Origin of the sequence: Brevundimonas bullata (genome assembly GCF_003350205.1) — a bacterium.
In the GTDB taxonomy this organism is placed as follows: domain Bacteria; phylum Pseudomonadota; class Alphaproteobacteria; order Caulobacterales; family Caulobacteraceae; genus Brevundimonas; species Brevundimonas bullata.
Genome location: NZ_QLLC01000036.1, coordinates 1 through 25,434, shown reverse-complemented (window position 1 = coordinate 25,434; position 25,434 = coordinate 1). Strand labels below are relative to the sequence as shown.

Below are 25,434 nucleotides of genomic sequence, written 5' to 3'. Positions count from 1 at the left end.
TACCGGCCGCTCCTCGGAGCAGCCGCAGTAAAGCGTAACAGAACGGCCCCCGGAGCGATCCGGGGGCCGTTTCTGCATCCGACCTCAAGCAGCCTGAGGACGATGCCTGCGGCCGCTTGCTGGCTCCAGCGAAGGGGTTATGGGCGCGAACCGCTTTCACTTTTGCCGATAAGGTGCTGTAAAACGACGATATTAACGAAAACGCTGGTGATGTCGGGGCATGGCTCCCTGTCGAAAGGGATGCACATGACTGATATCGACTGGCCGCGTCGCGCGGGTCTCTCCTCCGCGCTGGACGAGGCGGCGATCGTGGCCATCACGGATCGCGCGGGCCAAATTCTGTACTGCAATCAGAAGTTCGTCGATGTCAGCGGCTACAGCCGCGACGAGTTGGTCGGGCAGAACCATCGGCTGGTCAATTCCGGCCACCATCCGCGCGAGTATTTCCAGACCCTGTACCGCACCATCGCGAGCGGCGCGGTGTGGCGCGGCACGATCCAGAACCGCAACAAGAACGGCCAGATCTACTGGGTCGATACGACCATCGTGCCGAACCTTGGCGAGGACGGACGGCCCGAGACCTATACGGCGATCCGATTCGAGGTCTCGGACCACGTCCGGGCGTTGAAGGCGCTGGAGATCGCCCAGGAGGAGGCGCGCCGCGCCGCCCAGGTCCGTGACCGCTTCTTCGCCAACGTCAGTCACGAGGTGCGCACCCCCCTGAACGCCGTCCTGGGTCTGGCTTCGGCCCTGGCTCACACCTCGCTGACGGATCGGCAAACCCAGATGCTGGCCCTGATCACCGGGGCGGGGGACGCCCTGAGGCGTGTGCTGGACGACATGCTGGACCTGTCGAAGATGCAGGCGGGGCAGTTCCGCCTGGCCCCGGCGCCCTTCGATCTGCGGGCCGACATCGCGGCTGTGGTCGAAATGCGCATGGCCACGGCGGAGCAGCGCGACGTGGCCCTGTCGGTGAGGTTTTCCGACGCCGCCTCTGGCCAGGTTCTGGGCGACGGCGTGCGGATCACCCAGATCGTGTCTAACCTGGTCTCCAACGCGGTGAAGTTCACCCCCGCCGGGTCCGTGGACGTGCGGGTCGACCTGACCTCCGGCAGCGACGGCGAGCGCTTGCATATCGAAGTGCAGGATACGGGGATCGGCTTTGATTCCGAGGCGGCGGAGCGTTTGTTCAATCCCTTCGTCCAGGCGGACGACACGATCTCGCGCGAGTTCGGCGGCACGGGCCTGGGCCTGTCGATTTGCCGGTCTCTGGCGGAGCTGATGGGCGGCGAAATCTTCGCGCGCTCGGCGCCGGGCGAAGGCAGCCTGTTCACGGTCGTACTGCCGATCCAGCGTCTGGACGAAGCGCTCTACGCCGCCGCCGACGACAGCGCGGACGTGGCCGCCGGGACGCTGCGTATTCTGGTGGTGGAGGACAACCCGGCCAATCAGATGGTGGTGCGCTGCCTGCTGGAGCCGCTGGGCTTTGAAATCGTCACCGCCGACAACGGGCGCCAGGGCGTGGATCAGTTTCTGGTCGGCGGCTTCGACATGATCCTGATGGACATGCAGATGCCGGTCATGGACGGCCTGACCGCCATCAGCCTGATCCGGGCGCATGAGGCCCAGCACCGGATGGCGCGCACCCCCATCGTCATGCTGACGGCCAATACGACGGACGCTCACCAGGAACGCGCCATGCAGGCCGGAGCCGACGCCCTGGTGGCCAAGCCTGTGACCCTGGAGATCCTTCTGGACGGCCTCAACCAGGGCATGGCCGCCGTGGACGCCGGGGATGACAAGGCGTGCGCCGCTGCGTGACCGAAATCGGGCGGAACCGTCCCCCTGTCTTGACGTTCGCTTGCGACGTTAGGAATTGGGTAACCATAAAATGCGGCGCGCGATCAGGCTGGGATTGTTCATCGGCACCATCATCGGCATGAGCGCCTGTGCGGCTGTTCATGACGGTCCAGGCCCTTCGTCCTAGGGCGTCTATGGCTCGGTGGGGGTCGGTCGAACCGGGTGAACCTGCCGATAGGCGCATGAATTACTGGCGCGAGCGTGGGATCAGCCTTACTATTGCCGCGCGGACGCCGGTTGTCGCGCCGCGCCGCGGGTTTCTCCCCTTTCGATGTTGACCATCGCTATCGTCGTCGTGCTGCTGCTTGTGGTGCTGAACGGCCTTTTCGCCATGACCGAGCTTGCGGTCGTTTCATCGCGTAAATCCAAGCTGCAAAGCCGTGCCGAGCGCGGGGATCGCGGGGCCCGTGCGGCCCTGAAGCTGTCCGAGGAGCCGACTCAATTCCTGTCGGCGGTTCAGGTCGGCATCACCCTGATCGGGATTCTGGCGGGCGCCTATGGTCAGGCGACCATTGCGGGCGAACTTGACCGCATCCTGGAAGTCGCCTTCCCGGCCTTTGCTCCCTATTCGCAATTCTTCGCCACGGCCCTGGTGGTCGTGCTGATCACCTATGTCTCGCTGATCGTCGGCGAACTGGTGCCCAAGCGGCTGGCCCTGATCTTCCCCGAGGCGATTGCGTCCAAGATGGCCGCGCCGATCTCGACCATGGCGCTGTTGATGAAGCCCTTCGTCCTTCTGCTGACGGCTTCGACCTCGGGCATCCTCAAGATCATGGGCGTCAAGGACCGCGACGGTTCGGACGTCACCCAGGAAGAGGTCGAGAGCATTCTGGCCGAGGGTACGTCCGCCGGCCTGATCGAGCCTGAAGAGCAGGAGATGATCGAGGAAATCCTGCGTCTGGGCGACCGCGCCGTGCGTGTGGCCATGACGCCGCGCCATGAGGTCTTCTGGATCGCCCTGGACGACACCGAGGACGTGCTGCGCGAGGAAATCCGCACCTGCCCCTATTCGCGCATTGTCGTGGCGCGCGAGAGCGACGTCGATAATCCGCTGGGCGTGGTCCACAAGAAGGACCTGCTGGACGCCCTGCTGACCGACGGCTCCTATGACATCGAGAAGCTGGTGGCCGAACCCGCCTTCATCCCGCAGTCGACCTCGGTGCTGAAGGCGCTGGAGATCCTCAAGGGCTCCAAGGTGCACATGGCCTTCGTCGTCGACGAATACGGCGCCTTTGAAGGCGTGGTCACGGCCACCGACATTCTGGAAATGATCGCCGGCGACTTCAACGAGAGCCACGACGAACTGGGGCAGTCGATTCGCAAGCGCGAGGACGGTTCATGGGCCGTCGACGGCCAGGTCGATCTGGATGAACTGGGCGACGTGCTGGGCGAGGACTTCGGCGATCACGAGAGCTTCCACACGGTCGCCGGTCTGGTGCTGCACCATCTGTCGCGTCTGCCTCAGGAGGGCGAAATCCTTCAACTGGGCCGGTTCGAGGTCGAGGTGCTGGATATGGATGATCGCCGCATCGACAAGCTTCTGTTCCGGGCGATCGTCCCAGGGCAGGAAAGCGGCCCCACCGACACCAACTGATCGGCCCGGCCGGCGGTTGACGCACAGAAAAGGCGCACGTCCGTTCAGCGGGCGTGCGCCTTTTCCATGGTCGGCTTCCGGCTGTCAGTCCTTGGCCTTGTCACCCATGTTGCTCCAGACGGAGACGAAGCCGAGGGCGGCCATGAAGACCAGGAAGGCCGAGACAATGGCGGCGATGGCGGGAACGACGTCTGCGGGCATGGGATATCTCCTTTGATCCCAGCAAAGCCGTTTGCGGACGGCTTCGCCTTGATGGAGATCAAAGGCATGCCAACGCATCAGGCCGTCTCGCGCACCGCCATCTGAACCGCGCCGGAGGGCGCCAGGCCCGTGACCGTCAGACGCCTGTCGCACAGGGCCAAGGGCGCCGGGCGGTGGCTGACCAGGATCAGGCCTTGCCCGGTGCGCTCCAGACGCGCGGTCAGCCGCTCGAGCACGCGCGCCTCGGTTGCGGCGTCCAGACCCTCGGTCGGCTCGTCCAGCACCAGCCAGGGCGCGGCGCGCAGATAGGCGCGGGCCAGACCTAGTCGGCGGCGCTCGCCGCCCGACAGCCGCGCGCCGTTTTCCCCCAGGGGCGCGTTCAGACCTGCGGGCGCCGCGCGGACGCGGTCCGCCAGATCGGCGTCTTCCAGCGCCGCCCACAGGGCGTCGTCGTCGGCTGTCGGCAGGGCCAGCTTCAGGTTCTCGCGTATCGTTCCGGCCAGCAGCACAGCCTGCTGCGGCGCATAGGCGAACAGGGCGCGCGCGGCGTCGGGCGAGACGGCGGCGACGTCCACGCCGCCCAGGCTCGCCTCGCCGGGAACGGGCGGGCGCAGATGCATCAGCCGTTCGATCAGGGTGGTCTTGCCGACGCCGGACGGGCCGCTGACGGCCAGCCGTTGCGGCGGGGACAGGGAGAGGTCTGTGCTGGACAGGTCAATCGTCGGCGCGACCGAGTGGCGGGGCGCTGACGTGGGCGCCTCGAGCAGGTCTCCCAGCCGCTCCACCGCCGCCTTGACCGCGCCGTTATGGCGGAAGGCGGTCAGCAGGGCCCCCGCGCTCTCGACCGTGGTGACGGCGGCCAGAATGGCCAGGGCGATCAGGGGCGGGGAGGCGGCGCCCGCCGTCGCCATCACGCCGACGATAGCCAGGGCCATGGCGGCCGACTGGGTCAGCAGGATCCAGCCGCCCGCCGAGGCCAGACTCTGGGTGGCGCGTTCCAGCGCCGCGCCGCGCTCGGCCAACTGCTCCACCGCCCAGGGCTTGATGCCATAGGCCTGAAGTTCGGGTGCGGCGGCGGCGAAGGCGGCGAACTCGGTCTTGAGCTCCCCCGACGCGGCCTGAACCGCGCGCCCGGCGGGTTCTGCCAACCCGCGGCCGACCAAGGCGGCGGCGAGGACGCCGAGGGCGCTGGCGGCGGCGATCGCCAGGGCGGTCGTCCAGCCGGTCAGCAAGGCCAGGCCGATTCCGGCGACCATGCCGGCGGCGGCGCCCCAGGGCGCGGACAGGCGCACGAAGCGGTTCTGGATGGCGTCCACGTCCTGAACCATCCGCGACGAAGCCTCGCCGCCCGCCAGCGTCAGGGCGCGGGTCACGGGGCCGCGCGCGACGCCTTCGAACAACTGAGGACGCAGCGCGGCCAGGGCCTTGAGCGCGGCGTCATGGCCGGTGATGCGCTCGCCGTACCGCCCGCCGGTTCTGGCGATGGCCAGAAAGCGGATCAGGGCGCTCGGCACCATGAAGTTGAAGCTGTGGGCCACCAATGGACCCGCCAGACCGGCCAGGGCCGAGGCGGTGATGAACCAGCCCGACACCCCCAGCAGCAGGACGGCGGCGGCGGACACCAAAGCGGCGCAGACCGATGCGGCCAGCAGGCGGGCGCCCTGACGGCGTTCCTGCGCGCGGATCAGGCTCTTGAGGCGGGCGACGCCAGACGCGTTCAAAGCGCTCACAGGCGCACCACGACGTCAGCCAAGTCGGCGACGGCTTCGGAATGGGTGGCGATCAGGGTGGTGCGTCCCTCGGCGGCGGCGCGGATGACGGGCAGCAGGGCGGCCTCGGACGCGGCGTCCAGATTGGCGGTGGGTTCGTCCAGCAGCAGGATCGGCGCGGGCTTAAGGAAGGCGCGGGCCAGGCCCAGCCGCCGCCGCTCGCCCCCGGACAGGCCGCCGCCGCGTTCGTCGATCACGCGGTTCAGGTCGCCTTTAAAGCCGGCTCGGGCTGCGGCTTCCTTGACGCGGTTAGCAGGTGCCGCGCGCCAGGCCAGGGCGATGTTCTCGGCCAGGGTTCCGGGGACGACGACCGGCGCCTGACCGGCCCAGGCGATCCAGGCGGTCAGATCGGGATGGTCGGACAGGCGGACATCATGGACCTCGACCTGGCCGCCGCTCAGCGGCGAGAGGCCCAGAAACAGGTGCAGCAGGCTGCTCTTGCCCGAACCGCTGGCGCCCAGCAGGGCCACGGTCGCGCCCGGCGCGATCTCCAGATCAAAGCCGGTCAGGACAGGGGCGCCCGCCTCATAGGCGATGGTCACGTCACGGAAGGCGATGGCGGGGGCGCTCGTCGGAACGGGCGGGCGGACAGACGCGACCTCGGCGGCGTCGCTGAGACCGGCCAGGCTGGGCGCGGCGGCCTCGGCGGCCTGGCGGTCGTGATAGGCGGCCGACAGGCGGCGCATCGGCGCATAGACTTCCGGGGCAAGCGCCAGCAGGAAGAAGGCTTGCGTCAGGCTCAGTTGATCCGGCGCAGGAAACGGCAAGAGCTTCAGCAGGTTGAAGCCGCAATAGACGGCGACCAGGGCCACGGCCAGGGCCGAGAAGAACTCCAGAATCGCCGAGGACAGGAAGGCGATTTTCAGCACCTTTCCGGTGCGCTGCGCCAGATTTTCAGAGGCGCGGCCGATCACCGCCGCTTGCTGCGCCTCGGCCTGGAAGGCGAGGATGGCGGGCAGGGCGCGGATGCGGTCGAGGAAGAGGCCGGACAGCCTTTCCAGCGCCTGAAACTGACGCCGGCTCTCGGCCCCCGCCGCCATCCCCGTCAAGGCCATGCCGATGACGAAGGGCAGCAGGGTGAACATCAGGATTCCAGCGGTGAAGGGGCTGACCACGGCGGCGGCGGCGATCAGCAGCAGCGGCGTCACGCCCGCCGCCAGACGGGCGGGCAGAAAGCGCGAGACATGGCCGTCCAGCGCCTCGACCCCCTCAACGGTCGCGGTCATGGTTTCCGCGTCGGACAAACGGCCGGAGAAGGCGCCGTTCAGGACCTGGCGGCGCACGTCGCCCTTGACCGCGCGGGCGGCCCGCGCGCCGACGACGGTGGCGCACTGGGCCAGGACGCCGCGCGCCAGCAGGGACCCGACCGCCAGCAGGGCGCCGGGAACGGCGTGACCGATTCCTTGCGGCAGGGCGCCGACCGCCAGAGCAAGGCCAGCGGCGAATCCGACCGCCGGGATCGCGTCGGCGATGACCAGACCGCTGGCCAGCGCCATCAGGCGTCGCCGGGGCGCCAGCGCCGCCTTCAGCCACTGGGCCGGTGCGGCGGCTGCATCGATCGGCTGGGCCGTCATTGTCTCTCCTGCTCCATGCGCGCGACCAGACATATACGGGCGCGACGGGGGCAATGGGCAAATCGTCCTTGCGACGAAACAGCCTTGGGCGAAACGCCGTCTAGAGCGAGTCGTCCTATTGGGGCTTTGATCAGGATCAAGGCGCGCCAAACAGCCTTGCTTTAGGTTATAGTAGAACGCCGGTCGACGGGGCTGGCGGTCAGGAGTCTCAGCCCATGATCGACCTGGCGGTCGTAGACCTATCACGCCTTCAGTTCGCACTGACGGCGCTATACCACTTTCTGTTCGTGCCCCTCACGCTGGGCCTCTCCTTCATGCTGGTCATCATGGAGAGCATCTATGTGATGACGCGCAGGCCCATCTGGCGGACCATCACCCGCTTCTGGGGCGTGCTGTTCGGCATCAACTTCGTCCTGGGCGTGGCCACCGGCCTGACCATGGAATTCCAGTTCGGCATGAACTGGTCCTACTATTCTCACTATGTCGGCGACATCTTCGGGGCCCCGCTGGCCATCGAAGGGCTGATGGCCTTCTTCCTGGAAGCCACCTTCGTCGGCCTGATGTTCTTCGGCTGGGACAAGCTGCCGCGCGTCGGGCACCTGTTCGTCACCTTCATGGTGGCGCTGGGCACCAACCTGTCGGCCCTGTGGATTCTGGTCGCCAACGGCTGGATGCAGAACCCGGTCGGCGCCGCCTTCAACCCCGACACCATGCGTATGGAAGTCGTGGACTTCATGGCGGTGATCTTCAACCCGGTGGCCCAGGCCAAGTTCGTCCACACCGTTTCGGCCGGTTACGTCTGCGCCGCCGTGGTCGTGCTCGGCATATCGGCCTTCTATCTGCTGAAGGGCAAGCACGTCGGGTTCGCCAAGCGGTCGATGACCGTGGCCGCCGCCTTCGGTCTCTTGTCCTCGCTGTCGGTCGTCGTCCTGGGCGATGAGTCGGGCTATGCCCTGACCGACAACCAGAAGATGAAGCTGGCCGCGCTGGAAGCCATGTGGCGCACGGAACCGGCGCCCGCCGGTCTGACCGCCTTCGGCATCCCCAGCATGGAAGACCGCCACACCCACTTCGAGGTCAAGATTCCCTACGTCCTGGGCCTGATCTCGACGCGGAGCATCGACAAGCCGGTCATCGGCATCCTTGAGCTGGTCGCGGTCGCCGAGGACCGCATCGAACGCGGCGTCATCGCCGTGGACGCTCTGGAAAAGGTCAAGGCGGACCACACCGACATGGCCGCGCGGGCTCAGTTTGAAACCGTGCGCAACGACCTGGGCTACGGCCTGCTGCTGAAGCGCTACGTCGCCGATCCGCGTCAGGCCACCCCGGAGCAGATCAAGCAGGCGGCCTGGGATACGGTGCCGAACGTGCCGCTGATGTTCTGGGTCTTCCGCATCATGGCCGGCATCGGCTTCCTGATGATCGGCCTGTTCGCCACGGCCTTTGTCCTGTGCACCCTGCGCAAGCACGACACGCGCTGGTTCCTGCGCCTGGCGGTGCTGGCCATCCCCCTGCCGTGGATCGCCATCGAATCCGGCTGGCTTCTGGCCGAAGTGGGCCGTCAGCCCTGGGCCGTGGAAGGCGTCCTGCCGACCTTCCTGGGCGCTTCCAGCCTGACCGTGCCGCAACTGTGGACCACCATCATCGGCTTCACCGTCCTGTACGGCGCCCTGGCGGTCATCGAGGTCGGCCTGATCCTTCGGGCGGTCAAGAAGGGTCCCTTCAACCAGCACGACATCGCCGATGAACCTCAGGCGGAAGGCGAACCGGCGGTCGCCTGACCCCGGTCGTTCAAGGAAACAAGAGAGATGGAACTTCCCCTCGACTACACCACGCTCCGCCTGATCTGGTGGGGACTGCTGGGCGTGCTGCTGATCGGCTTCGCCCTGACGGACGGCTTCGACATGGGCGTCGGCGCCCTGCTGCCCTTCGTCGCCAAGACGGATGAAGAGCGCCGCATGGTGATCAACACCGTCGGCGCGACCTGGGAAGGCAACCAGGTCTGGTTCATCGTCGGCGGCGCGGCGATCTTCGCCGCCTGGCCCTTTGTCTACGCCGTCAGCTTCTCCGGCTTCTACCTGGCCATGTTCCTGGTGCTGTCGGCGCTGATCCTGCGGCCGGTCTCGTTCAAGTATCGGTCCAAGCGCCCTGACAAACGCTGGCGCTCCATGTGGGACTGGGGCCTGTTCATCGGCAGCTTCGTCCCGGCCCTCGTGTTCGGCGTCGCCGTCGGCAACGTCATGCTGGGCGCGCCCTTCCGTCTGGATAGCGACCTGCGCTCCTTCTACGAGGGCACGCTGCTGGGCCTGTTCTCGCCCTTCACCCTGATCTGCGGCCTGCTGTCGGTCTGCATGCTGGTGCTGCATGGCGCGGCCTGGCTGTCGATCAAGGGCGAGCAGGGGCCGGTGCTGCACCGCGCCCGCGCCATCGGCACCGTCGCCGGTCTGCTCAGCCTGGTCCTGTTCGCGGTCGGCGGCCTGTTCATCGCCTTTGGCGACATCGGCTTCCGCATCACCGGCGCCCTGGACACGGCGGGCTTCTCCAACCCGCTGCGCACCACGGTCGAGGCCGCGCCCGGCGCCTGGATGGACAACTACGGCCTCTATCCGTGGATGATCATCGCCCCGGTCCTGGGCTTCCTCGGCGCGGCTGCGGGCCTGATCGGCATGTGGCGCCGGTCGCCGGCCCTGGCCTTTGGCGGTTCCTCGGCCTCGGCGGTGGGGATCATCTCGACCGTCGGCCTGTCGATGTTCCCCTTCATCCTGCCCAGCTCGATCAACCCGCAGTCCAGCCTGACGGTATGGAACGCCTCGTCCAGCCACACGACCCTGTTCATCATGCTGATCGTGGTCGTGGTCTTCCTGCCGATCGTGCTGCTCTACACGGCCTGGGTCTACAAGGTGCTGTGGGGCCGGACCAGCACCGCCGCCCTCAAGACCAACCCCGACCTCTACTGATCCCGCGAAAGGAGATCATCCCATGTGGTATTTCGCCTGGATTTTGGGCCTCGGCCTTGCGGTGGCGTTCGGCGTGCTGAACGGCGTCTGGCACGAGTTCCAACTGTTCGACGAAGGGGACGAGGGCCGCTCCGAACCCTGACCCTTCCCGTCGACGACATCAGCCTCTCCGACCTCGGTCGGAGAGGCTTTTTTGTGCGCATTTCCTGAGACTTGCGCTGGATCAAGGCGTCAGGGGAGGGAGCGTGGGAGGGTGTTCTCGACATCGAAGCCGGACCCTCCCTCGATCCGGCGATTGTCGGGAATGATACCGATGAAGACCGCCGCCGCCCTTCTGGCCGCCGCCAGCGTTCTGACCCTGGCGGGCGCCGCCTCGGCCCAAAACGCCGCCCCCGAGCCTGTCGGCAAGGGCACGCTGATCGTCACCGCCCGCATGACCGGCGTCCTGCCGCAAGCCGACGACACTATCGTCAGCGCCGCCGGCGCCGACAGCGGCCTGAAGGTCGACGTCAGCGACGACTGGATGCCGACCCTGGGCTTCACCTATTTCGTCGCCGACCACTGGGCCGTCGAGGCCATCCTCGGCGCCACCCAGCATGAGGTCCGCGCCAAGGGCGGGGCGACCGACGTGGCCGTTCACGAGACCTGGGTCCTGCCCCCCATCGTGACGCTGCAATACCGGCCGACCCCGAACGCCACGATCAGCCCCTATGTCGGCGCCGGCGTCAGCTACATGGCCTTCTTCGAGGGTAAGGACAAAAACGGCTTCGAGGTCGATCTGGACGACGGCTTCGGCATGGCCTTGCAGGCAGGCGCAGACTGGAACCTGTCTGGGCCATGGACCCTGAACCTCGACGCCAAGAAGGTCTGGTTCGACACGGACGCCAAGATCAACAACGGCGCGCTGAAGAGCAGCGTCAGCCTTGATCCCTGGGTCGTGTCGGTGGGCGTCGGCCGGAAGTTCTGAGGTCAGAGCTTTCGCGTCGATGCGGGGCGGGGGGTGCGGGACGTCAGCCCGCGCCCCCTTCGTCCCTCCAGGCCGCGCCTTTCGGCTCAGGCGGCGCCTTCACCCATTCTTTTCGGTTCAGGCCGCGCCTTCACCCAGGGCCTTCAGCGCCTCGGGATCGGGCAGGGCCACGTCGTTGTTCGGCAGCAGCTGGATCAGGCCCGAGGTCTTGAACTGGGTGAAGACCCGGCTGACCGTCTCGATCGTCAGGCCCAGATAATCGGCGATGTCGAGGCGGGTCATCGGCAGGTGGACCCGGCCTTCCGCGCCGCCCAACTGCACCTGCCGCGCCGACAGGCGGGTCAGGAAGCTGGCGATCCGCTCGCGCGCCGTCTTGCGGCCCAGCAGGACGATCTGTTCCTGCGCCGCCATCAGCTCGTCGCCGGCCATGGCCACCAGACGGTGCTCCAGCGCGGGCAGGGCGTTCAGCAACTGGTCGAAGTCGCCGCGCCGAAAGCGACAGGCGCTCATCGGCGTCAGGGCCTCTGCGGTGAAACTGGACGGCCCGCGCCCGCCCAACCCCAGGAAGTCGCCCTGGAACAGAAACCCCGTGATCTGGCGCCGCCCGTCAGGCAGCAGGCGGTACAGCTTCACCGCGCCTTCGACCACGTTGAAGACGAAGGGGTTGGGGTCGCCCTCATGGAACAGGGCCTGCCCCGGCTGGGCCGTCATCGTCTCGCTGGTGCAGGCCATTTCCTGAAGTTCGTGGCCTTTAAGGTCGGCGCAGACGCCCAAGGGGCGCGCCCCGCAGGTCGAGCAGGGGTTGACGTCCTCCAGGCGAATCTCGTCAGCTTGGGCCGAGGCGGCGTTATAGGCGGGCATATCGACTCCAGCGTTCAGCCGCAGTCTAGAGCAACCGGCCTCGCTTGAGAAATAGGTCAGGCTGTCCTAGCCGGCGTCTTCGGCATAGCGCAGCTTGGCGCCGAGCCTGTGGGCCAGCGCCGTCAACTCCACCGCCAGGCTTTGGCGCACCAGGGGGCGCACCCCCATCTCGCGCACCACGAAGGGGCCGGCCCACAGGGTCTCGCCGTATTCGAGATCGGGCTGCCGCCACCAACTGACGAAGCCCAGAACGCCGCGCTGGTTGCGAGCGCTGAGTATGCCGCGGCTGTCCGGGGCGGCGCGCCAGTCGTGCAGGAAGGTGCGCCATTGCTCCGCCCCGAGATCCGGCCGCCACATGCGCGCGAGCGCGAACTCGGCGGGCGCTTCCGCCTCGGTCAGGGGAACGACGTCCAGACGCGGGGCGTCAGGCCAACGTACGTCTTGCTGCGGGCGGGACTCGGTCATGCGACCATTTCACCCCCTCGGAGCCCAGACGCCTTGATCTGTGTCAAGGTGAACCCGGCGACCCCGCCGCAGGTTCTAACGGTGAAGGAGTTCAGGTCATGACCATCGAGCCGACGTCCAGCGTCATTCCGATCCACGGCGCGGCGGTGGCCGCTGTCCTGAAGCTGCTGGACGGGCAACGCCTGATGACCCTGGCCTCCAATCGCGCCGACGGCCGGCCCCAGGCCAGCACCCTGGGCTATCTGAACGACGGGCTTAACCTCTATTTCGTCACCGCCCGCGACAGCGAGAAGCTGCGCAACATCGTGGCCGACCCGCGCGTGGGCGTCGCCGTGCGCGGCGTGGCCGGGGAGGGCGAGGCGGTCGGCCTCTCCATCGACGGGCGAGCCGAGGAGGTGACGGACGGGGACGAGGTCCAGCGCCTGAACGATCTGATCATCAAACACTCGCCGGAAATCAGCCCCTGGGCGCCCGGCGGCGATGCGGTCGCGGTGGTCAAGGTGATTCCCGAACAGGTCGAGGCCGTCGCCGTGGTCGACGGCCGCAGCCGCGCCCAGACCTTCTCAATCGGCGATCCCGACCGCGTCGTGAACGGCGTCAGCTACGAGCCGAGCGCGGTGGCGCGGCTGTTCTGAACAAACCTGCGCATCTATCGGTGGTTATCGCGAAACGCCCCTTGAAATGCCGTCGGGCGTCAGGCATATGCCCCCCTCTGGCGAGGTTAGCGCCGTCGAGCTTGCTCACGGCGCATTGATCTTTGTCCGGGACACTAGGAGTGTAGCTCAGCTGGTAGAGCATCGGTCTCCAAAACCGAGGGTCGTGGGTTCGAGTCCCTCCGCTCCTGCCATTCCCCCTGTCGCGGTCGCTTGGGAGTTCCCATGTGAGGCGACAGGTTCCAGAGGTAGAAGAGACGTCATATGGCCAAGGCGAAGACCCCCGGCGGTCGCCGCACCGTGGGAAACCAGACCGCAGCCGCCGCATCCGGCGCCGCCACGGTCGCCGTTGACGCGCCTGCACCCAAGAAAAAGACGACGCCTGCCCAGTTCTTCAGCCAGGTTCGCGCTGAAGCCCGCAAGATCGTCTGGCCCAGCCGCAAGGAGACCTGGATCACGTCCGTGATGGTCTTCATCATGGTTCTGATCGCTTCGGCCTTCTTCTGGATCGTCGATACGGGCTTGGGCTTTGCGTCCCGCTTCATTCTCGGCCTCGGCCAATAAAGGAGACGCGCACATGACTGATGCAGCGCCCAAGCCGGCGGCCAATCCCCGCCACAAATGGTATATCGTCAACGCCTACTCGAACTTCGAAAAGAAGGTCGCGGAGCAACTGCGCGAGCAGGCGAAACAGCAAGGCCTGGAAGACAGCTTCTCCGAAATCCTGGTTCCGACCGAGGAAGTCGTCGAGATCCGTCGTGGCCGCAAGGTGAACTCGGAACGCAAATTCTTCCCCGGCTACGTGCTGGTGAAGATGGAGATGACCGACAACACCTATCACCTGGTCAAGAACACCCCGAAGGTCACGGGCTTCCTGGGCGCCGCGGGCGGCACCAAGCCCCTGCCGGTCTCGGAACGTGAAGTTCAGAACATCATTGGTCAGGTGGAAGAGGGCGTCGAGCGTCCGAAGCCCACCATCCGCTTCGACATCGGCGAGACCGTCAAGGTCATCGACGGTCCGTTCGCCAGCTTCGACGGTCAGGTCGAGAGCGTCGACGAAGACAACGCCCGCCTGCGCGTGGCCGTGTCCATCTTCGGTCGCCCGACTCCGGTGGATCTGGAATACAACCAGGTCGAAAAGACCGGCGGCTGATCGCTTCGATCCTCGCCACAACGACGTGCAGCGGCGGCCCTCGGGCCGCCGTTTTGCGTTTGGGGCCATGCCCTTCTGTCATCCCAACTGACACGCGATCCGCGCCTCGCCATGAGCAATCGCGGGCCCCAATCCCTGAAAATATCGAGGATTGGCCCGGTCTCGATGCGAGTTGCGCGCCATAGCCCGAGTTCGGCGCACACTGCGCAGCATGATCTTTGACACCGTTTGTCGCCCCGTCTTCCCTCTCCCAGCGGGAGAGGGCTTGAGCCTCCAAGAGCGAAGCGATTGGGTAAGGCGAAAGGGTGAGGGGTTGCCGCTCCCGTCGGCGCAAGCCGTCGCCTATCGTCCCGCCCGCGATTGCACCAATTGCACTGTTTTTTTCTTCGTGCCGTGCAATCGCCGCCCCGGTTTGCCTTTCCGGGGGGCTCCTGCTACATGCGCGCCTCCATCCGACGGCCCTCGAGTCGTCAGGCGGCAAATCCGTGGGAGGCAGCCATGCCGCACCACGGCTCACCGGCCCCGCGGTTCCGCCCTGGGGTCATCGATAGGAGAGACCAATGGCCAAGAAGATTCTCGGCTATATCAAACTGCAAGTTGCGGCCGGTTCGGCCACGCCTTCGCCCCCGATCGGCCCGGCGCTGGGTCAGCGCGGCGTGAACATCATGGGCTTCTGCAAGGAGTTCAACGCACGCACCGAGAAGGTGGCCAAGGGTACGCCCCTGCCGACCGTCATCACGGTCTATCAGGACAAGTCCTTCACCTTCATCACCAAGACGCCGCCGGCGACCTGGTATCTGAAGCAAGCCGCCGGCATCAAGTCGGGCTCCAAGCTCGTCGGTCGTGAGACCGCCGGCAAGGTCACGCAGGCGCAAGTCCGCGAGATCGCCGAAGCGAAGATGAAAGACCTGAACGCCAACGACATGGACGCAGCAATGCGCATCATCGAAGGCTCGGCCCGCGCAATCGGCCTCGAAGTGGTGGAGGGCTAATCCATGGCTAAGCAAACCAAGGCTCAAAAAGCCCGCACCGGCGTCACGCAGGACCTCCTGCCGTTCGCCGACGCCATCAAGCTGGTCAAGGACAACGCCAAGGCCAAGTTCGACGAGTCGATCGAAATCGCCGTCAACCTGGGCGTTGACCCGCGTCACGCCGACCAACAGGTCCGTGGCGTTGTGAACCTGCCGTCGGGCACGGGCCGCGACGTTCGCGTCGCCGTCTTCGCCAAGGACGCCAAGGCTGCTGAAGCCACGGCTGCCGGCGCCGACATCGTGGGCGCAGAAGATCTGTACGAAAAGATCAACGGCGGCTTCATGGACTTCGACCGCGTCATCGCGTCGCCGGACATGATGGCTCTGGTCGGTCGCCTCGGTAAGGTGCTGGGCCCGCGCGGCCTGATGCCGAACCCGAAGGTCGGCACCGTGACCCCGAACGTGGCGCAAGCCGTCAAGGACGCCAAGAGCGGCGCCGTTGAGTTCCGCGTCGAAAAAGCCGGTATCGCCCACGGCGGCATCGGCAAGGCCTCCTTCGATCAGGCCGCCCTGGAAGCCAACGTCAAGGCTTACGTGGACGCTCTGAACAAGGCCAAGCCGGCCGGCGCCAAGGGAACGTACGTCAAGCGTATCACCCTGTCGTCGACGATGGGCCCGGGCTTCAAGATCGATCCGGCTTCGCTGGCTTAATCTCGGACCTCAGTCTGAACTGCGAAAGCGGCGGAGAGCAATCTCCGCCGCTTTTTCATTGACCGGCGATCTTTCAGGCGGCAAGGGCAGGGTTCTCAGGGGGAGCCTATCCATGTTGCGACTGATCACCGGCCTTTGCGCGGCGCTTGCCCTGCTCGGCGCGCCGCTTGCGGCTCAGGCGCGTGACGAGGCGACCGAGCGGCTGGATCTGGCCCATCGCTTCGTCGCCCTGATGCAGGCCGAGGACATGGGGGAGGCCCTTGGCCAATCCCTGGGCGGCCTGTTCCCCTCTATCGAGGAGTTGCCGCCTGCGGAGGCCCGCGCGGTTGAGGAAACCATGTCCGAGATGATGCAGGACTATATGCCTGCCCTCTTTAAGGCGATGGCCCCTGTCTATGCCGATATCTTCACCCTGGAAGAGCTTCGCGCCCTGGTCGCCTTCTATGAAAGCGATGTGGGGCGTTCGATGGTCCGCAAGAGCTATGAGGCCATGCCCCGCATCACCGCCGTGTCACAGGACGTCCTGCCGGCGGTCCTCAGCCGGGCGATGGACCGGCTCTGCGACCGGCTGGAATGTTCGGCGCAGCAGCGACAGGCGATGAAAGCCGAGGTCCAGGGGCTGAAAGGCCAGGCGACGGCCCCGAAGAAGTAGCCGACCGGCGCTCCGGGCGCCCATGGGCGTTTATGCCAGAGCGCGAGCAGTCTGAGCCCTAATCGTAGCGGCGAACGATTTCCGTGTTCGGACGACTTGACGGCGGGGGGGTAAATCCGGTCTTGGGGCGCAGCCGCCAGGTGCGGCCCTTTCGGAGACGACTGATGCTGAGCTGGTTCCAGGCGCTGCTGCCCAAGGAAGACAACTTCTTTCGCCTGTTCGACGCCCACGCCGCCACCCTGGTGAAGGGCGCAGAGGCCCTGCGCGGCATGATGGACGGCGGCGAGGCCACGCCCGACTGGTGCCAGAAGATCGTGGATCATGAGCATGAGGCCGATGATGTCGCGCGTGAGGTCATGTTCGCGGTGCGCCGCAGCTTTATCACCCCCTTCGACCGTTCGGACATTCGCGGCCTGACCGACTCGCTGGACGACACGATCGACCAGATGCAGAAGACGGCCAAGGTCGTCACCCTGTACGAAATGCGCGAGTTCGCCCCCAAGATGCGCGAACTGGCCGACATCGCCGTCCAGTGCGGCGCCCTGACGGCTGAGGCGGTCGCCCTGCTGCCGGCCATGCGCAAGAACCACGAGCGTCTGAACGAACTGACCGAACAGATCGCCCGCCTCGAAAGCCGCAGCGACACCCTCTACGACGAGGGCATGAAGGCCCTGTACGAACAGCACCGCCACGACATGACCGGCGGCAATACGCTGTGGTTCATCATCGGCGGCGAGGTCTATGACCACCTCGAGAAGATCATCGACCGCTTCGAGGATGTGGCGAACCGCATCAACGGCGTTCTGGTCGAGCACCTGTAGGGTCCGATGGATCACGCCCTCCTGATCCTGGTCTTCCTGATCGGCGTCGCCCTGCTGTTCGACTTCCTGAACGGGCTTCACGACGCGGCCAACTCCATCGCCACCATCGTGGCCACGCGGGTCCTGCCGCCGATCTATGCGGTCGGCTGGGCGGCCTTCTTCAACTTCATCGCCTTCCTCTTCTTCGGCCTGCACGTGGCCGACACGATCGGTCGAGGCATCATCTCGCCCGACGTGATCTCGGATCAGGTGATCTTCGGCGCCCTGATGGGGGCCATCCTCTGGAACGTCATCACCTGGATCGCGGGCATCCCGTCCTCCAGCTCGCACGCCCTGGTCGGCGGCCTGCTGGGCGCGGGCATCGCCAAGGCGGGGACCAGCGCCGTGGTCGTCGCCGGGGTGCTGAAGACCGTGGGCGCCATCTTCATGTCGCCGGCCATCGGCTTCCTGCTGGCCCTGCTGCTGGTGCTGATCGTTTCCTGGCTGTTCGCCAAGGCCAACCCCGCCTTCGCGGACCGGATCTTCCGCGGTCTGCAGTTCGTCTCGGCCTCGGCCTATTCGCTGGGCCACGGCGGCAATGACGCGCAGAAGACCATGGGGATTATCGCCATCCTGCTGTACTCGCGCGGCATGCTGGGAGGTGAGTTTCACGTGCCCTTCTGGGTGGTCATCACCTGTCAGGCCATGATCGCCCTGGGCACCCTGTTCGGCGGCTGGAAGATTGTTCACACCATGGGCTCTCGCATCACCCGACTCAGCCCGCAGCAGGGCTTCTGCGCCGAAACCGGCGGGGCCATCACCCTGTTTGCGGCGACCAGCATGGGCATTCCGGTCTCGACGACCCACACCATCACCGGCGCCATCATCGGCGTGGGGGCGGCCAAGCGGGTCTCGGCGGTGCGCTGGAGCGTGGCGCGCAGCATCGTCACCGCCTGGTTCATCACCATGCCGGCGGCTGCGGCCATCGGCGCGCTCTTCTACCTCCTCGGCGGCTTCTTCCTGACCTGATGACCGCGCTGCCCCGAACAGAAACGTCCGAGACCCGTCAGGTCGCGGCCTTGCCCTGGCGTCAGGGCGAGAACGGCGTGGAGGTGATGATGATCACCTCGCGGGAGACGCGCCGCTGGGTCATCCCCAAGGGCGGCCGCATGGTCGGCAAGACCGATCCCCAGGCGGCGGCTCAGGAAGCCTATGAAGAAGCGGGCATCCAGGGCGAGACGCTGGGTGAGCCGGTGGGCCATTTCCGCTACGCCAAGCGGCTGAAGTCGGGCGCGACCCAGGCCTGCGTCGTGGCCGTCTATCCGTTGGAGGTTCTGATCCAGCTGGGCGCCTGGCCCGAAGACCTGCAGCGCGAACGCCGCTGGATGCCGCAGGCCGAGGCCGCCGCATCGGTGCATGAGCCTGATCTGGCCGAGCTGATCCGGGGTTTCCGTCCCTAATCTCGGCGGCGCCGTTGATTTCGCCGTCAGGCCGTGTATAGAGCGCGGCTTCTCGCTAAGGCTTCGACCAAGGCGGATCCTGTCCGAGAACTTCGGGACGTGGGGGCCACCCGCGTCATAATTGTCCAGAGAGCCCTCTGGCGCCGTGGGGAGATGGGGATGCAAAGACCTTCGTCCAGCCGTTTTCGGCCGGACAGGCCACGCTTCCTTCGGACAATAAGACCGGCCTGAACGCTGTGCAGCGATGCGCGGCGCTATGGCCAAATCCGTCGCCGGGAATTAGCCCGGCGGCGAATACCAAAACTGGAGACCGCAATGGACCGCGCACAAAAAGCCGAGTCGATCGAATCGCTGAAAAGCGTGTTCGCCGACGCGGGCGCCGTGGTCGTGACCCACAACCTGGGTCTGACCGTTGCGGAGATGGAAGACCTGCGTGGTCGCCTTCGTAAAGAAGGCGGCGCGTTCAAGGTGGTGAAGAACCGTCTGGCGCTTAAGGCGCTGGGCGTCGAGGAAGGCAGCGCCTACCACGATCTGTTCAAGGGTCCGGTGGGCATCGCCTACGCTTCGGACCCGGTCACTGCTGCGAAGGTCGCGGCTGAATTCGCCAAGGGCAACGACAAGTTCAAGCTCCTCGGCGGCTTCATGGGCGACAAGGTGCTGGACGCCGCGGGCGTCGACGCCCTGTCCAAGCTGCCGTCGCTGGACCAACTGCGTGGCAAGCTGATCGGCCTGCTGCAAGCCCCGGCGACCAAGGTCGCTGGCGTTCTGCAAGCACCCGCCGGCCAACTGGCTCGCGTCTTCAACGCCTACGCGACCAAAGACGCCGCCTAAGCCTCGTCATCTCTGCATATCTCTCTGAACCTCATCCTACCGAAGGAAGACTAAAATGGCTGATCTCGCCAAGATCGTTGAAGAACTGTCGGCTCTGACCGTCCTGGAAGCCGCTGAACTGTCGAAGCTGCTGGAAGACAAGTGGGGCGTTTCGGCTGCTGCACCGGTCGCCGTCGCCGCTGCCGGCGCTGCTGCTCCGGCTGAAGCCGCCGAAGAGCAAACCGAGTTCACCGTTGTCCTGGTTGACGGCGGCGACAAGAAGATCAACGTGATCAAGGAAGTCCGCGGCGTCCGTACGGACCTGGGTCTGAAGGAAGCCAAGGACCTGGTCGAAGGCGCTCCGCAGAACGTCGTCGAGAACGTCTCGAAGCAAGTCGCTGAAGAGCTGAAGAAGAAGCTCGAAGAAGCCGGCGCCAAGATCCAGATCAAGTAAGATCGGATTTTGCGCTTCGGCCTTCGGGCCGAGGCTCAGACTTCAAGGAACGGGTCGGAGGGAAACCTCCGGCCCGTTTTCTTTTGCGCGAGACTGGCGGGACGGGGAGGGCGGGACCATCTGAACCCCTCACACAAGGATGCCCCCCATGAAGATCCTGATGGTCCTGACCTCGCACGACCAACTCGGCGACACCGGCCACAAGACCGGCTTCTGGCTGGAAGAGTTCGCCGCCCCCTATTACGCCCTGAAGGACGCCGGGGCCGAGATCGTCATCGCCTCGCCCAAGGGCGGGCAGCCGCCGCTGGACCCCAAGAGCGACGCCGAAGACGCCCAGAGCGACGACACCCGCCGCTTCAAGGCTGACGCAGCGGCGCAGGCTGCGCTGGCGACCACGGTCAAACTGGCCGATGTGAAGGCTGAGGATTTCGACGCCGTCTTCTACCCCGGCGGTCACGGCCCGCTGTGGGATCTGGCCAATGATCCCAGGTCCATAGCCCTGATCGAAGCCTTCGCGGCCGCCGAGAAGCCGACGGGCTTCGTCTGCCATGCGCCGGGCGTGCTTAAGGACGTGAAGGGCGCGGGCGGCGAGCCGCTGGTCAAGGGCCGGGCCGTCACCGGCTTCACCAACAGCGAGGAAGAGGCTGTGGGCCTGACCGAAGTCGTGCCCTTCCTGGTGGAGGACATGCTGGCCGCGAACGGCGGGCGCTACAGCAAGGGGGCCGACTGGAGTTCCTATGTCTTGACGGACGGGGCGCTGGTCACGGGGCAGAACCCGGCCTCGTCGCGGGAAGCCGCCGAAGCCCTGCTGAAGCTGCTGAAGGCCTAAGCGAGAGTCATACGAAAACGGCCCGGGAGCGATCCCGGGCCGTTTCTGTTTCTGGCGTGGCCTAGCGGCGACGGGGGCTGAGGATGTCGCCGATGCGGTCCGGCGTGCCGGGGATCCGCTCCAGGCGCGGGTAGCGCAGGCCGTCATGGTAGTCGAAGGCCACGGTGCGGTAGCGGTCGCCGTTCTTGAGCAGGAGCGAGATCGGCGCGGTCGTGCCCTTGGCGGCGGTGACGGCGTCGCGCAGGACATCGGCCGAGGCGGCGCGGTCGTTGACGGCGACCAGTTCCCAGCCCGGACCGATGTCCGCCTCGAAGGCGCGGCCGCCCCAGCGGACGCCGGTCAGCTTGTTCGATGAGGACAGGGTGAAGCCCAGGGAATACTGGAAGTCCCTGTCCCAGCCGGACTGGATGCGTTTCTCGGCGGCGGTCAGGCTGTCGGTATAGGTCAGGCGGTAGCCGCCGCGCGCTAGACCGTCGAGCGGGGCCTTGGCGTCGGGGCCATTGGCGTCCAGACGGGTGCGCAGGAAGCCGGTCCAGTCGTGGGGATGGACGGCGTTCAGGGCCGCGACCACGTCCTCGAAGGTGTAGCCGCGCGGGGCCCAGGAGCCGTCGTCGCCGCCGAAGAAGCCCTTGGCGAAGTCGTCCAGCGACTTCCTGCCGTCCGTGGCCTCGCGGATCAGGGTGTCGGCGTCCAGCCAGATCAGCAGGCTTTCGCGGTAGTAGTCGCCGGTGCCGCGCATCCACGAGGAATAGGGATTGCTGGTCCGGTAGCCGAGCAGGTTGTGGTTGTTGACGTCCTGCAGCGGACGCCATTCGCGACCCGGCTGGTTGTCGTAGAAGGCGGCGTTCTCGGCCAGGCTGACCAGGATGTCGTCCTTGGAGGCCAGACCCGAGCGGGCGGTCAGGACGTCGCCCCAGTATTCCGTCTGGCCCTCATAGACCCACAGAAGGGTGTTCTGGGTCGGGATGTTGTGGTTGGCGGTCAGTTCGTCGGCGGGGCGCTGGCGCTTGCCGTTCCAGGCGTGGACGAACTCGTGCGGCAAGAGGCCGACCGCGCCCAGGTCCTTGCCCCAGTTGGTGAAGAAGTCGGTCGGGACCGAGTTTTCGGACGAGCGGTGATGCTCCAGGCCGATGCCGCCCATCTTCGACGTGGCGGCGACCAGGAAGTCGTAGCGGTCATAGGGGCGGGCGCCGAACAGGCGGTCGGTCTGGGCGACCAGGTTTTCAAACTTGCCGATCTGTTCCGGCGTCGGGGCCAGGTTCTTGGCCGCGTCGGCGACGATGTTCAGGTGAACGGCCTCGCCCCTGGGGTCGATCTCGATGCGCTGGAAATGGGCGCCGCCGAACAGGGGGCTGTCGATCAGGGAGTAGAGGTCGGTGGGGCGGAATGTGGCCACGCCGTTCTCATAGCGCTCGGTGTCCAGGGCCACGCCGTATTTCCAGCCCTCGGGCAGGCGGATCGACGGGGCGAAGGTGATGCCGGTCGAGCGGTAGCCGGCGGGATAGAGCAGGGCTTTTTCCCACTGGAGGTTGACCATCTCGGGCGTCATGACCACGCGCCAGTTCGAGCTGTCGGGCTGGGTCAGCCACTGGAACTCGACCACGATCTCGGTCACGCTCTGGGGCACATCGATGTGGAAGGCGTTGGGGTCGATGGTGTCGCGCAGCCAATCGATGCGGGTCCCGCCGCCGGTCACGGTCACGCCGGAGATCAGCTGGATAGGGCCGGTGGCGGCGTGGTTGCCGGGCAGGAACTTGGGATAGAGCAGGACCAGAGGGCCGGCCTTGACCGGGATGGTCTGGCGGACGCGGACGATCTTGCGCTCAACGTCGGTGGCGTCGACCTCATACTTGATGACGCCGGGGTAGGTTTCGGCGGTCGGGGCCGGGATGGGCGGCAGGGCGCGCGGCAGGCCCAGGGGCGTATTCTGAGGCGTCGGCGCGGCCGGCGCCTGCGGGCCGGTCCAGGCCTGCGGGGCATGAGCCAGGGCGGCGGGGGCCGCTGAGGTCAGGAGCAGGGCGAGGGCGGCGGCGGGCAGGTGTCGGGTCATGGTCATGGAAATCCTGTAGCGGCGTTTCTTTTGAAGCGCGACCTTCTCCCTCCCCTTCATGGGGAGGGTGGCTGAGCCTGAAAGGCGAAGCCGGGTGGGGGCGGCTAGGCAAGACAGCCGCACGCTCCGTATCACCACGCCCTCCCCACCCGGTCGCTTTGCGACCACCCTCCCCATGAAGGGGAGGGAGAGACGCGGCGCATGGGTTATCGACGCCTGGGCGACAGGATGTCGCCGAGGCGGTCGGGCGTGCCCTCGATCCGCTCCAGATGCGGGTAGCGCAGACCGTCGTGGTAGTCGAAGCGGACGGTCTTGAAGACGTCGCCGTTCTTGAGGATCAGCTCGATCGGATCGGTCGAGCCCTTGGCGGCGGTGACGGCGTCCTTGAGGGCGTCGGCCGAGGCGGCGCGACCGGCGACGGCGACCACTTCCCAGCCCGAGGTCAGGCCCTGTTCGAAGGCCGGGCCGCCCCAGACGACCGAGGTGATCCGGTTGGCCTTGTTCATCATGAAGCCGAGGGAATAGGTGAAGTCGTTGCGGCCCAGCTCCTTGTAGAGGGCGCCCATGTAGCCGGACGGCTCCTCCTTGAAGACCAGGCGGTAGCCGCCGCGCTCTATGCCGTCCAGCGGGCCGCGCGAGGCGGGGCCGACGGCGTCCAGACGCTCGCGCAGGAAGGCGGGCCAGTTGCCGGCCTGGACCCCGTTCAGGGTCGAGGTGACGGTGTCGAAGGTATAGGGGGCCGGGTTCCAGTCGCCGTCCTGGGCGCCGAAGAAGGCCTTGGCGAAGTCGTCCAGTGACTTCTTGCCGCCGGTCTGTTCGCGGATCAGGGTGTCGGCGTCGAGCCAGATCAGCGAGCCCTCGCGGTAATAGTCCTCGCTGCGCTGGTAGCTACCCCAGGGCTGGGGACGGCGCTGGCTGATGATGGGGTCGTTGGTGGTGTCCTGCATGGCGCGCCATTGGCGGCCGGGGATGTTCTGGAAGCTGGCGGCGGTCATGGCCAGAACGTCCAGGGCCTGCTGCTTCGACATCAGGCCCGCGCGGGCGGTCAGGACCAGGCCCCAGTATTGCGTCTGGCCCTCATAGACCCAGAGCAGGGAGTTCTGCAGCGGCTCGTTGAGGTTGGGGGTCATCTGGTCGGCCGGGCGGCGCCACTTGCCGTTCCAGCTATGGGTATATTCGTGGCCCAGCAGGTCGCGGTCGGCCAGGGTGGCCTCGCGGTCGGTGAAGTATTTGGGGTCGACGCTGTTCTCGGACGAGCGCTGATGTTCCAGACCGATGCCGCCCAGCTTGTCCGTGACAGCCACGAGGAAGTCGTAGTGGTCGAAGTGGCGGGCGCCGAACAGGCGGTCGGCCTGCTGAACCAGGTTGCGGTGGAGCTGGATATGCTCGTCGGTGGCTTCGAGCATCTTGGCCGTGTCGGCGACGACGTTGAGGCGGACCGGCGAGCGGCCGCCCGGATCGAGGTCGATCTGGCGGTAGTGTTGGCCGGCGAAGACGGGGCTGTCGGCCAGATGGTCGAGGGTGATGGGGGCGAAGGTCGCCAGGCCGTTCTCGAAGCTGACGGTGTCGAGGCCGGCGCCGTAGTTCCAGCCGGCGGGCAGTTTCAGGGTCGGCTTGAAGGTGATCTGACGCGAGTAGTAGCCGGCAGGGTAGAGCAGGGCCTTCTCCCACTGGATGTTCAGCATCTCAGGCGTGACGACGACGCGGCCCTGATTGCCCTCGATCGGGGTCAGCCACTGGAAGGCGACCTCGATCTGGCTGACGCCGGCGGGGACCTCGATCTGATAGGCCCATGGCTGGATCGTGTTGCGCACCCACTCCAGCCGCTGGCCGTTGGCGGTGAAAGTCAGCCCGCCGACGTTGGCGACGGGACCGGCGGGGCTGTGGTTGCCCGGCAGCCATTGCGGATAGAGCAGGACCATCGGTCCGGCTTGCATGACCGGAATGGTCTGGCGCACCTGGACCAGGCGGCGGTCGATGTCGGTGGCGTCCACGTCGATGGTGATGACGCCGGGGTAGGCCACGTCGCGCGGGGCCGGGATGGGGGCCAGCGCCACGGGCAGGGCGGGCGTGCCGACTTGAGCGAGCGCGGGCGCGCCCATCGAGATCAGCAGGGCGGCGGCGCTGACGGCCAAGGCGAAACGCTTCATGGACAGGAATTCCCCAAGGGCCGCCCCAACGCGGCTCGAACTGGGCCGCAGACCACAATGCGTCGGCCCCTGCGTCAAGCGAGGGAGGGCGGGATTGCACCGTGCAGAGAAAAAAACAGTGCAATTAGTGCAATAGCCAGGGGGAGAAGGGTGGTCAGGATTTTTCCGTGGCCTGCCTGGCCAGGGCGACCTGATGCTGAAGGTCTTCCAGCCGGGCCCGTTCCTTTCGCTTTTCCTTTTCGACGCGCAGGAGGTCGGTGCGGGCGTGAGCCGCGCGGGTTTCGGGTGAAGGGCGGCTGGTCGCGGCGAGGTCGCGGTGAATGCGGGTCCAGCCGCGCGCCTCGATCATGCGGCCGGCGCGGATGGCCTGTTCGGCGTTGAGCCAGGCGACATCGGCCAGTTCAACCGGGGTGGCGTAGGCTTCGAGCAGGACCTCGCTCGGCCCCTGAAGATCGAAGTCGGGATGGGGCGACGCAGCGGGGCTGATGCGGGG

General features: G+C 66.6%; 25 protein-coding genes and 1 tRNA gene. 19 read left to right on the top strand and 7 right to left on the bottom strand.

From position 1 onward, the window contains the following. The first annotated feature begins 246 nt into the window (after window positions 1-246). The gene (locus tag DXK21_RS14115; RefSeq protein WP_114818417.1) at window positions 247-1,821 is read left to right on the top strand and encodes a PAS domain-containing hybrid sensor histidine kinase/response regulator; all 1,575 of its coding nucleotides are present in this window, start codon (window positions 247-249) and stop codon (window positions 1,819-1,821) included. A 310-nt stretch (window positions 1,822-2,131) separates the two neighbouring features. Continuing rightward, window positions 2,132-3,454: a hemolysin family protein gene (locus DXK21_RS14110; protein WP_211306045.1), complete on the top strand. Its 1,323-nt coding sequence runs from the start codon at window positions 2,132-2,134 to the stop codon at window positions 3,452-3,454. 278 nt (window positions 3,455-3,732) lie between these two features. On the opposite strand, the gene DXK21_RS14105 is transcribed toward DXK21_RS14110, so the two are convergent. Both DXK21_RS14105 and cydD read right to left on the bottom strand, forming a co-directional pair. Further along, complete coding sequence (locus DXK21_RS14105; RefSeq protein ID WP_114818414.1) at window positions 3,733-5,385, bottom strand: amino acid ABC transporter ATP-binding/permease protein; 1,653 nt, start codon at window positions 5,383-5,385, stop codon at window positions 3,733-3,735. Next, entirely contained in the window at window positions 5,382-6,998 is a 1,617-nt protein-coding gene (gene cydD / locus DXK21_RS14100; protein WP_114818413.1) for a thiol reductant ABC exporter subunit CydD, read from the bottom strand. Before cydD ends, DXK21_RS14105 begins: the two co-directional genes overlap by 4 nt. Before the next feature lie 218 nt (window positions 6,999-7,216). On the opposite strand from cydD, the gene DXK21_RS14095 reads away from it, so the two are divergent. The 4 genes from DXK21_RS14095 (at window position 7,217) to DXK21_RS14080 (ending at window position 10,922) form a co-directional block, all read left to right on the top strand. Continuing rightward, window positions 7,217-8,779 (top strand): cytochrome ubiquinol oxidase subunit I, encoded by a 1,563-nt coding sequence (locus tag DXK21_RS14095; protein ID WP_114818415.1) that lies wholly within the window; start codon window positions 7,217-7,219, stop codon window positions 8,777-8,779. 27 nt (window positions 8,780-8,806) lie between these two features. Further along, the gene (gene cydB / locus DXK21_RS14090; RefSeq protein ID WP_114818412.1) at window positions 8,807-9,955 is read left to right on the top strand and encodes a cytochrome d ubiquinol oxidase subunit II; all 1,149 of its coding nucleotides are present in this window, start codon (window positions 8,807-8,809) and stop codon (window positions 9,953-9,955) included. Between the two features lie 22 nt (window positions 9,956-9,977). Then, complete coding sequence (gene cydX / locus DXK21_RS14085; RefSeq protein ID WP_114818411.1) at window positions 9,978-10,097, top strand: cytochrome bd-I oxidase subunit CydX; 120 nt, start codon at window positions 9,978-9,980, stop codon at window positions 10,095-10,097. 171 nt (window positions 10,098-10,268) lie between these two features. Beyond that, a complete protein-coding gene (locus DXK21_RS14080; protein WP_170136970.1) occupies window positions 10,269-10,922 on the top strand; it encodes an OmpW/AlkL family protein in 654 nt (217 codons plus the stop codon). 117 nt (window positions 10,923-11,039) lie between these two features. Here the strand turns inward: DXK21_RS14080 and DXK21_RS14075 are convergent, their stop codons facing one another. Both DXK21_RS14075 and DXK21_RS14070 read right to left on the bottom strand, forming a co-directional pair. Continuing rightward, complete coding sequence (locus DXK21_RS14075) at window positions 11,040-11,783, bottom strand: Crp/Fnr family transcriptional regulator (RefSeq protein WP_114818409.1); 744 nt, start codon at window positions 11,781-11,783, stop codon at window positions 11,040-11,042. 66 nt (window positions 11,784-11,849) lie between these two features. Continuing rightward, complete coding sequence (locus tag DXK21_RS14070; protein WP_114818408.1) at window positions 11,850-12,248, bottom strand: hypothetical protein; 399 nt, start codon at window positions 12,246-12,248, stop codon at window positions 11,850-11,852. Between the two features lie 98 nt (window positions 12,249-12,346). On the opposite strand from DXK21_RS14070, the gene DXK21_RS14065 reads away from it, so the two are divergent. From DXK21_RS14065 to DXK21_RS14005, 13 genes are all read left to right on the top strand, one after another. After that, window positions 12,347-12,883 (top strand): pyridoxamine 5'-phosphate oxidase family protein, encoded by a 537-nt coding sequence (locus DXK21_RS14065; RefSeq protein ID WP_114818407.1) that lies wholly within the window; start codon window positions 12,347-12,349, stop codon window positions 12,881-12,883. Between the two features lie 136 nt (window positions 12,884-13,019). Continuing rightward, window positions 13,020-13,095 (top strand) — tRNA-Trp (locus DXK21_RS14060). Between the two features lie 70 nt (window positions 13,096-13,165). Then, a complete protein-coding gene (secE, locus tag DXK21_RS14055; protein WP_114818406.1) occupies window positions 13,166-13,465 on the top strand; it encodes a preprotein translocase subunit SecE in 300 nt (99 codons plus the stop codon). A 13-nt stretch (window positions 13,466-13,478) separates the two neighbouring features. Then, entirely contained in the window at window positions 13,479-14,054 is a 576-nt protein-coding gene (nusG, locus tag DXK21_RS14050) for a transcription termination/antitermination protein NusG (protein WP_114818405.1), read from the top strand. A gap of 560 nt (window positions 14,055-14,614) precedes the next feature. After that, window positions 14,615-15,046, top strand: coding sequence for a 50S ribosomal protein L11 (rplK, locus tag DXK21_RS14045; protein ID WP_114818404.1), 432 nt, complete (start codon window positions 14,615-14,617; stop codon window positions 15,044-15,046). Between the two features lie 3 nt (window positions 15,047-15,049). Further along, entirely contained in the window at window positions 15,050-15,736 is a 687-nt protein-coding gene (rplA, locus tag DXK21_RS14040) for a 50S ribosomal protein L1 (RefSeq protein ID WP_114818403.1), read from the top strand. A 112-nt stretch (window positions 15,737-15,848) separates the two neighbouring features. Next, on the top strand, window positions 15,849-16,388 hold the full coding sequence (locus tag DXK21_RS14035) for a DUF2059 domain-containing protein (protein WP_114818402.1): 540 nt from the start codon (window positions 15,849-15,851) through the stop codon (window positions 16,386-16,388). A 164-nt stretch (window positions 16,389-16,552) separates the two neighbouring features. Then, entirely contained in the window at window positions 16,553-17,209 is a 657-nt protein-coding gene (locus DXK21_RS14030; RefSeq protein ID WP_114818401.1) for a DUF47 domain-containing protein, read from the top strand. A gap of 6 nt (window positions 17,210-17,215) precedes the next feature. Continuing rightward, on the top strand, window positions 17,216-18,217 hold the full coding sequence (locus tag DXK21_RS14025) for an inorganic phosphate transporter (protein ID WP_114818400.1): 1,002 nt from the start codon (window positions 17,216-17,218) through the stop codon (window positions 18,215-18,217). After that, window positions 18,217-18,648: an NUDIX hydrolase gene (locus DXK21_RS14020; protein ID WP_114818399.1), complete on the top strand. Its 432-nt coding sequence runs from the start codon at window positions 18,217-18,219 to the stop codon at window positions 18,646-18,648. Before DXK21_RS14025 ends, DXK21_RS14020 begins: the two co-directional genes overlap by 1 nt. A 315-nt stretch (window positions 18,649-18,963) precedes the next feature. After that, window positions 18,964-19,479 (top strand): 50S ribosomal protein L10, encoded by a 516-nt coding sequence (gene rplJ, locus DXK21_RS14015; protein WP_114818398.1) that lies wholly within the window; start codon window positions 18,964-18,966, stop codon window positions 19,477-19,479. A 55-nt stretch (window positions 19,480-19,534) separates the two neighbouring features. Continuing rightward, the gene (rplL, locus tag DXK21_RS14010) at window positions 19,535-19,912 is read left to right on the top strand and encodes a 50S ribosomal protein L7/L12 (protein WP_114818397.1); all 378 of its coding nucleotides are present in this window, start codon (window positions 19,535-19,537) and stop codon (window positions 19,910-19,912) included. A 148-nt stretch (window positions 19,913-20,060) separates the two neighbouring features. Further along, a complete protein-coding gene (locus DXK21_RS14005; protein ID WP_114818396.1) occupies window positions 20,061-20,741 on the top strand; it encodes a type 1 glutamine amidotransferase domain-containing protein in 681 nt (226 codons plus the stop codon). Between the two features lie 61 nt (window positions 20,742-20,802). Here DXK21_RS14005 and DXK21_RS14000 read toward each other — a convergent pair whose 3' ends face one another. The 3 genes from DXK21_RS14000 to DXK21_RS13990 form a co-directional block, all read right to left on the bottom strand. Continuing rightward, window positions 20,803-22,797 carry a M61 family metallopeptidase gene (locus DXK21_RS14000; RefSeq protein ID WP_114818395.1) on the bottom strand — a complete coding sequence of 665 codons (1,995 nt, stop codon included), beginning with the start codon at window positions 22,795-22,797 and terminating at the stop codon, window positions 20,803-20,805. A gap of 200 nt (window positions 22,798-22,997) precedes the next feature. Then, a complete protein-coding gene (locus tag DXK21_RS13995) occupies window positions 22,998-24,941 on the bottom strand; it encodes a M61 family metallopeptidase (protein ID WP_114818394.1) in 1,944 nt (647 codons plus the stop codon). A 154-nt stretch (window positions 24,942-25,095) separates the two neighbouring features. Beyond that, a partial coding sequence (locus DXK21_RS13990) for a hypothetical protein (RefSeq protein WP_162790698.1) occupies window positions 25,096-25,434 on the bottom strand: 339 nt, incomplete at its 5' end.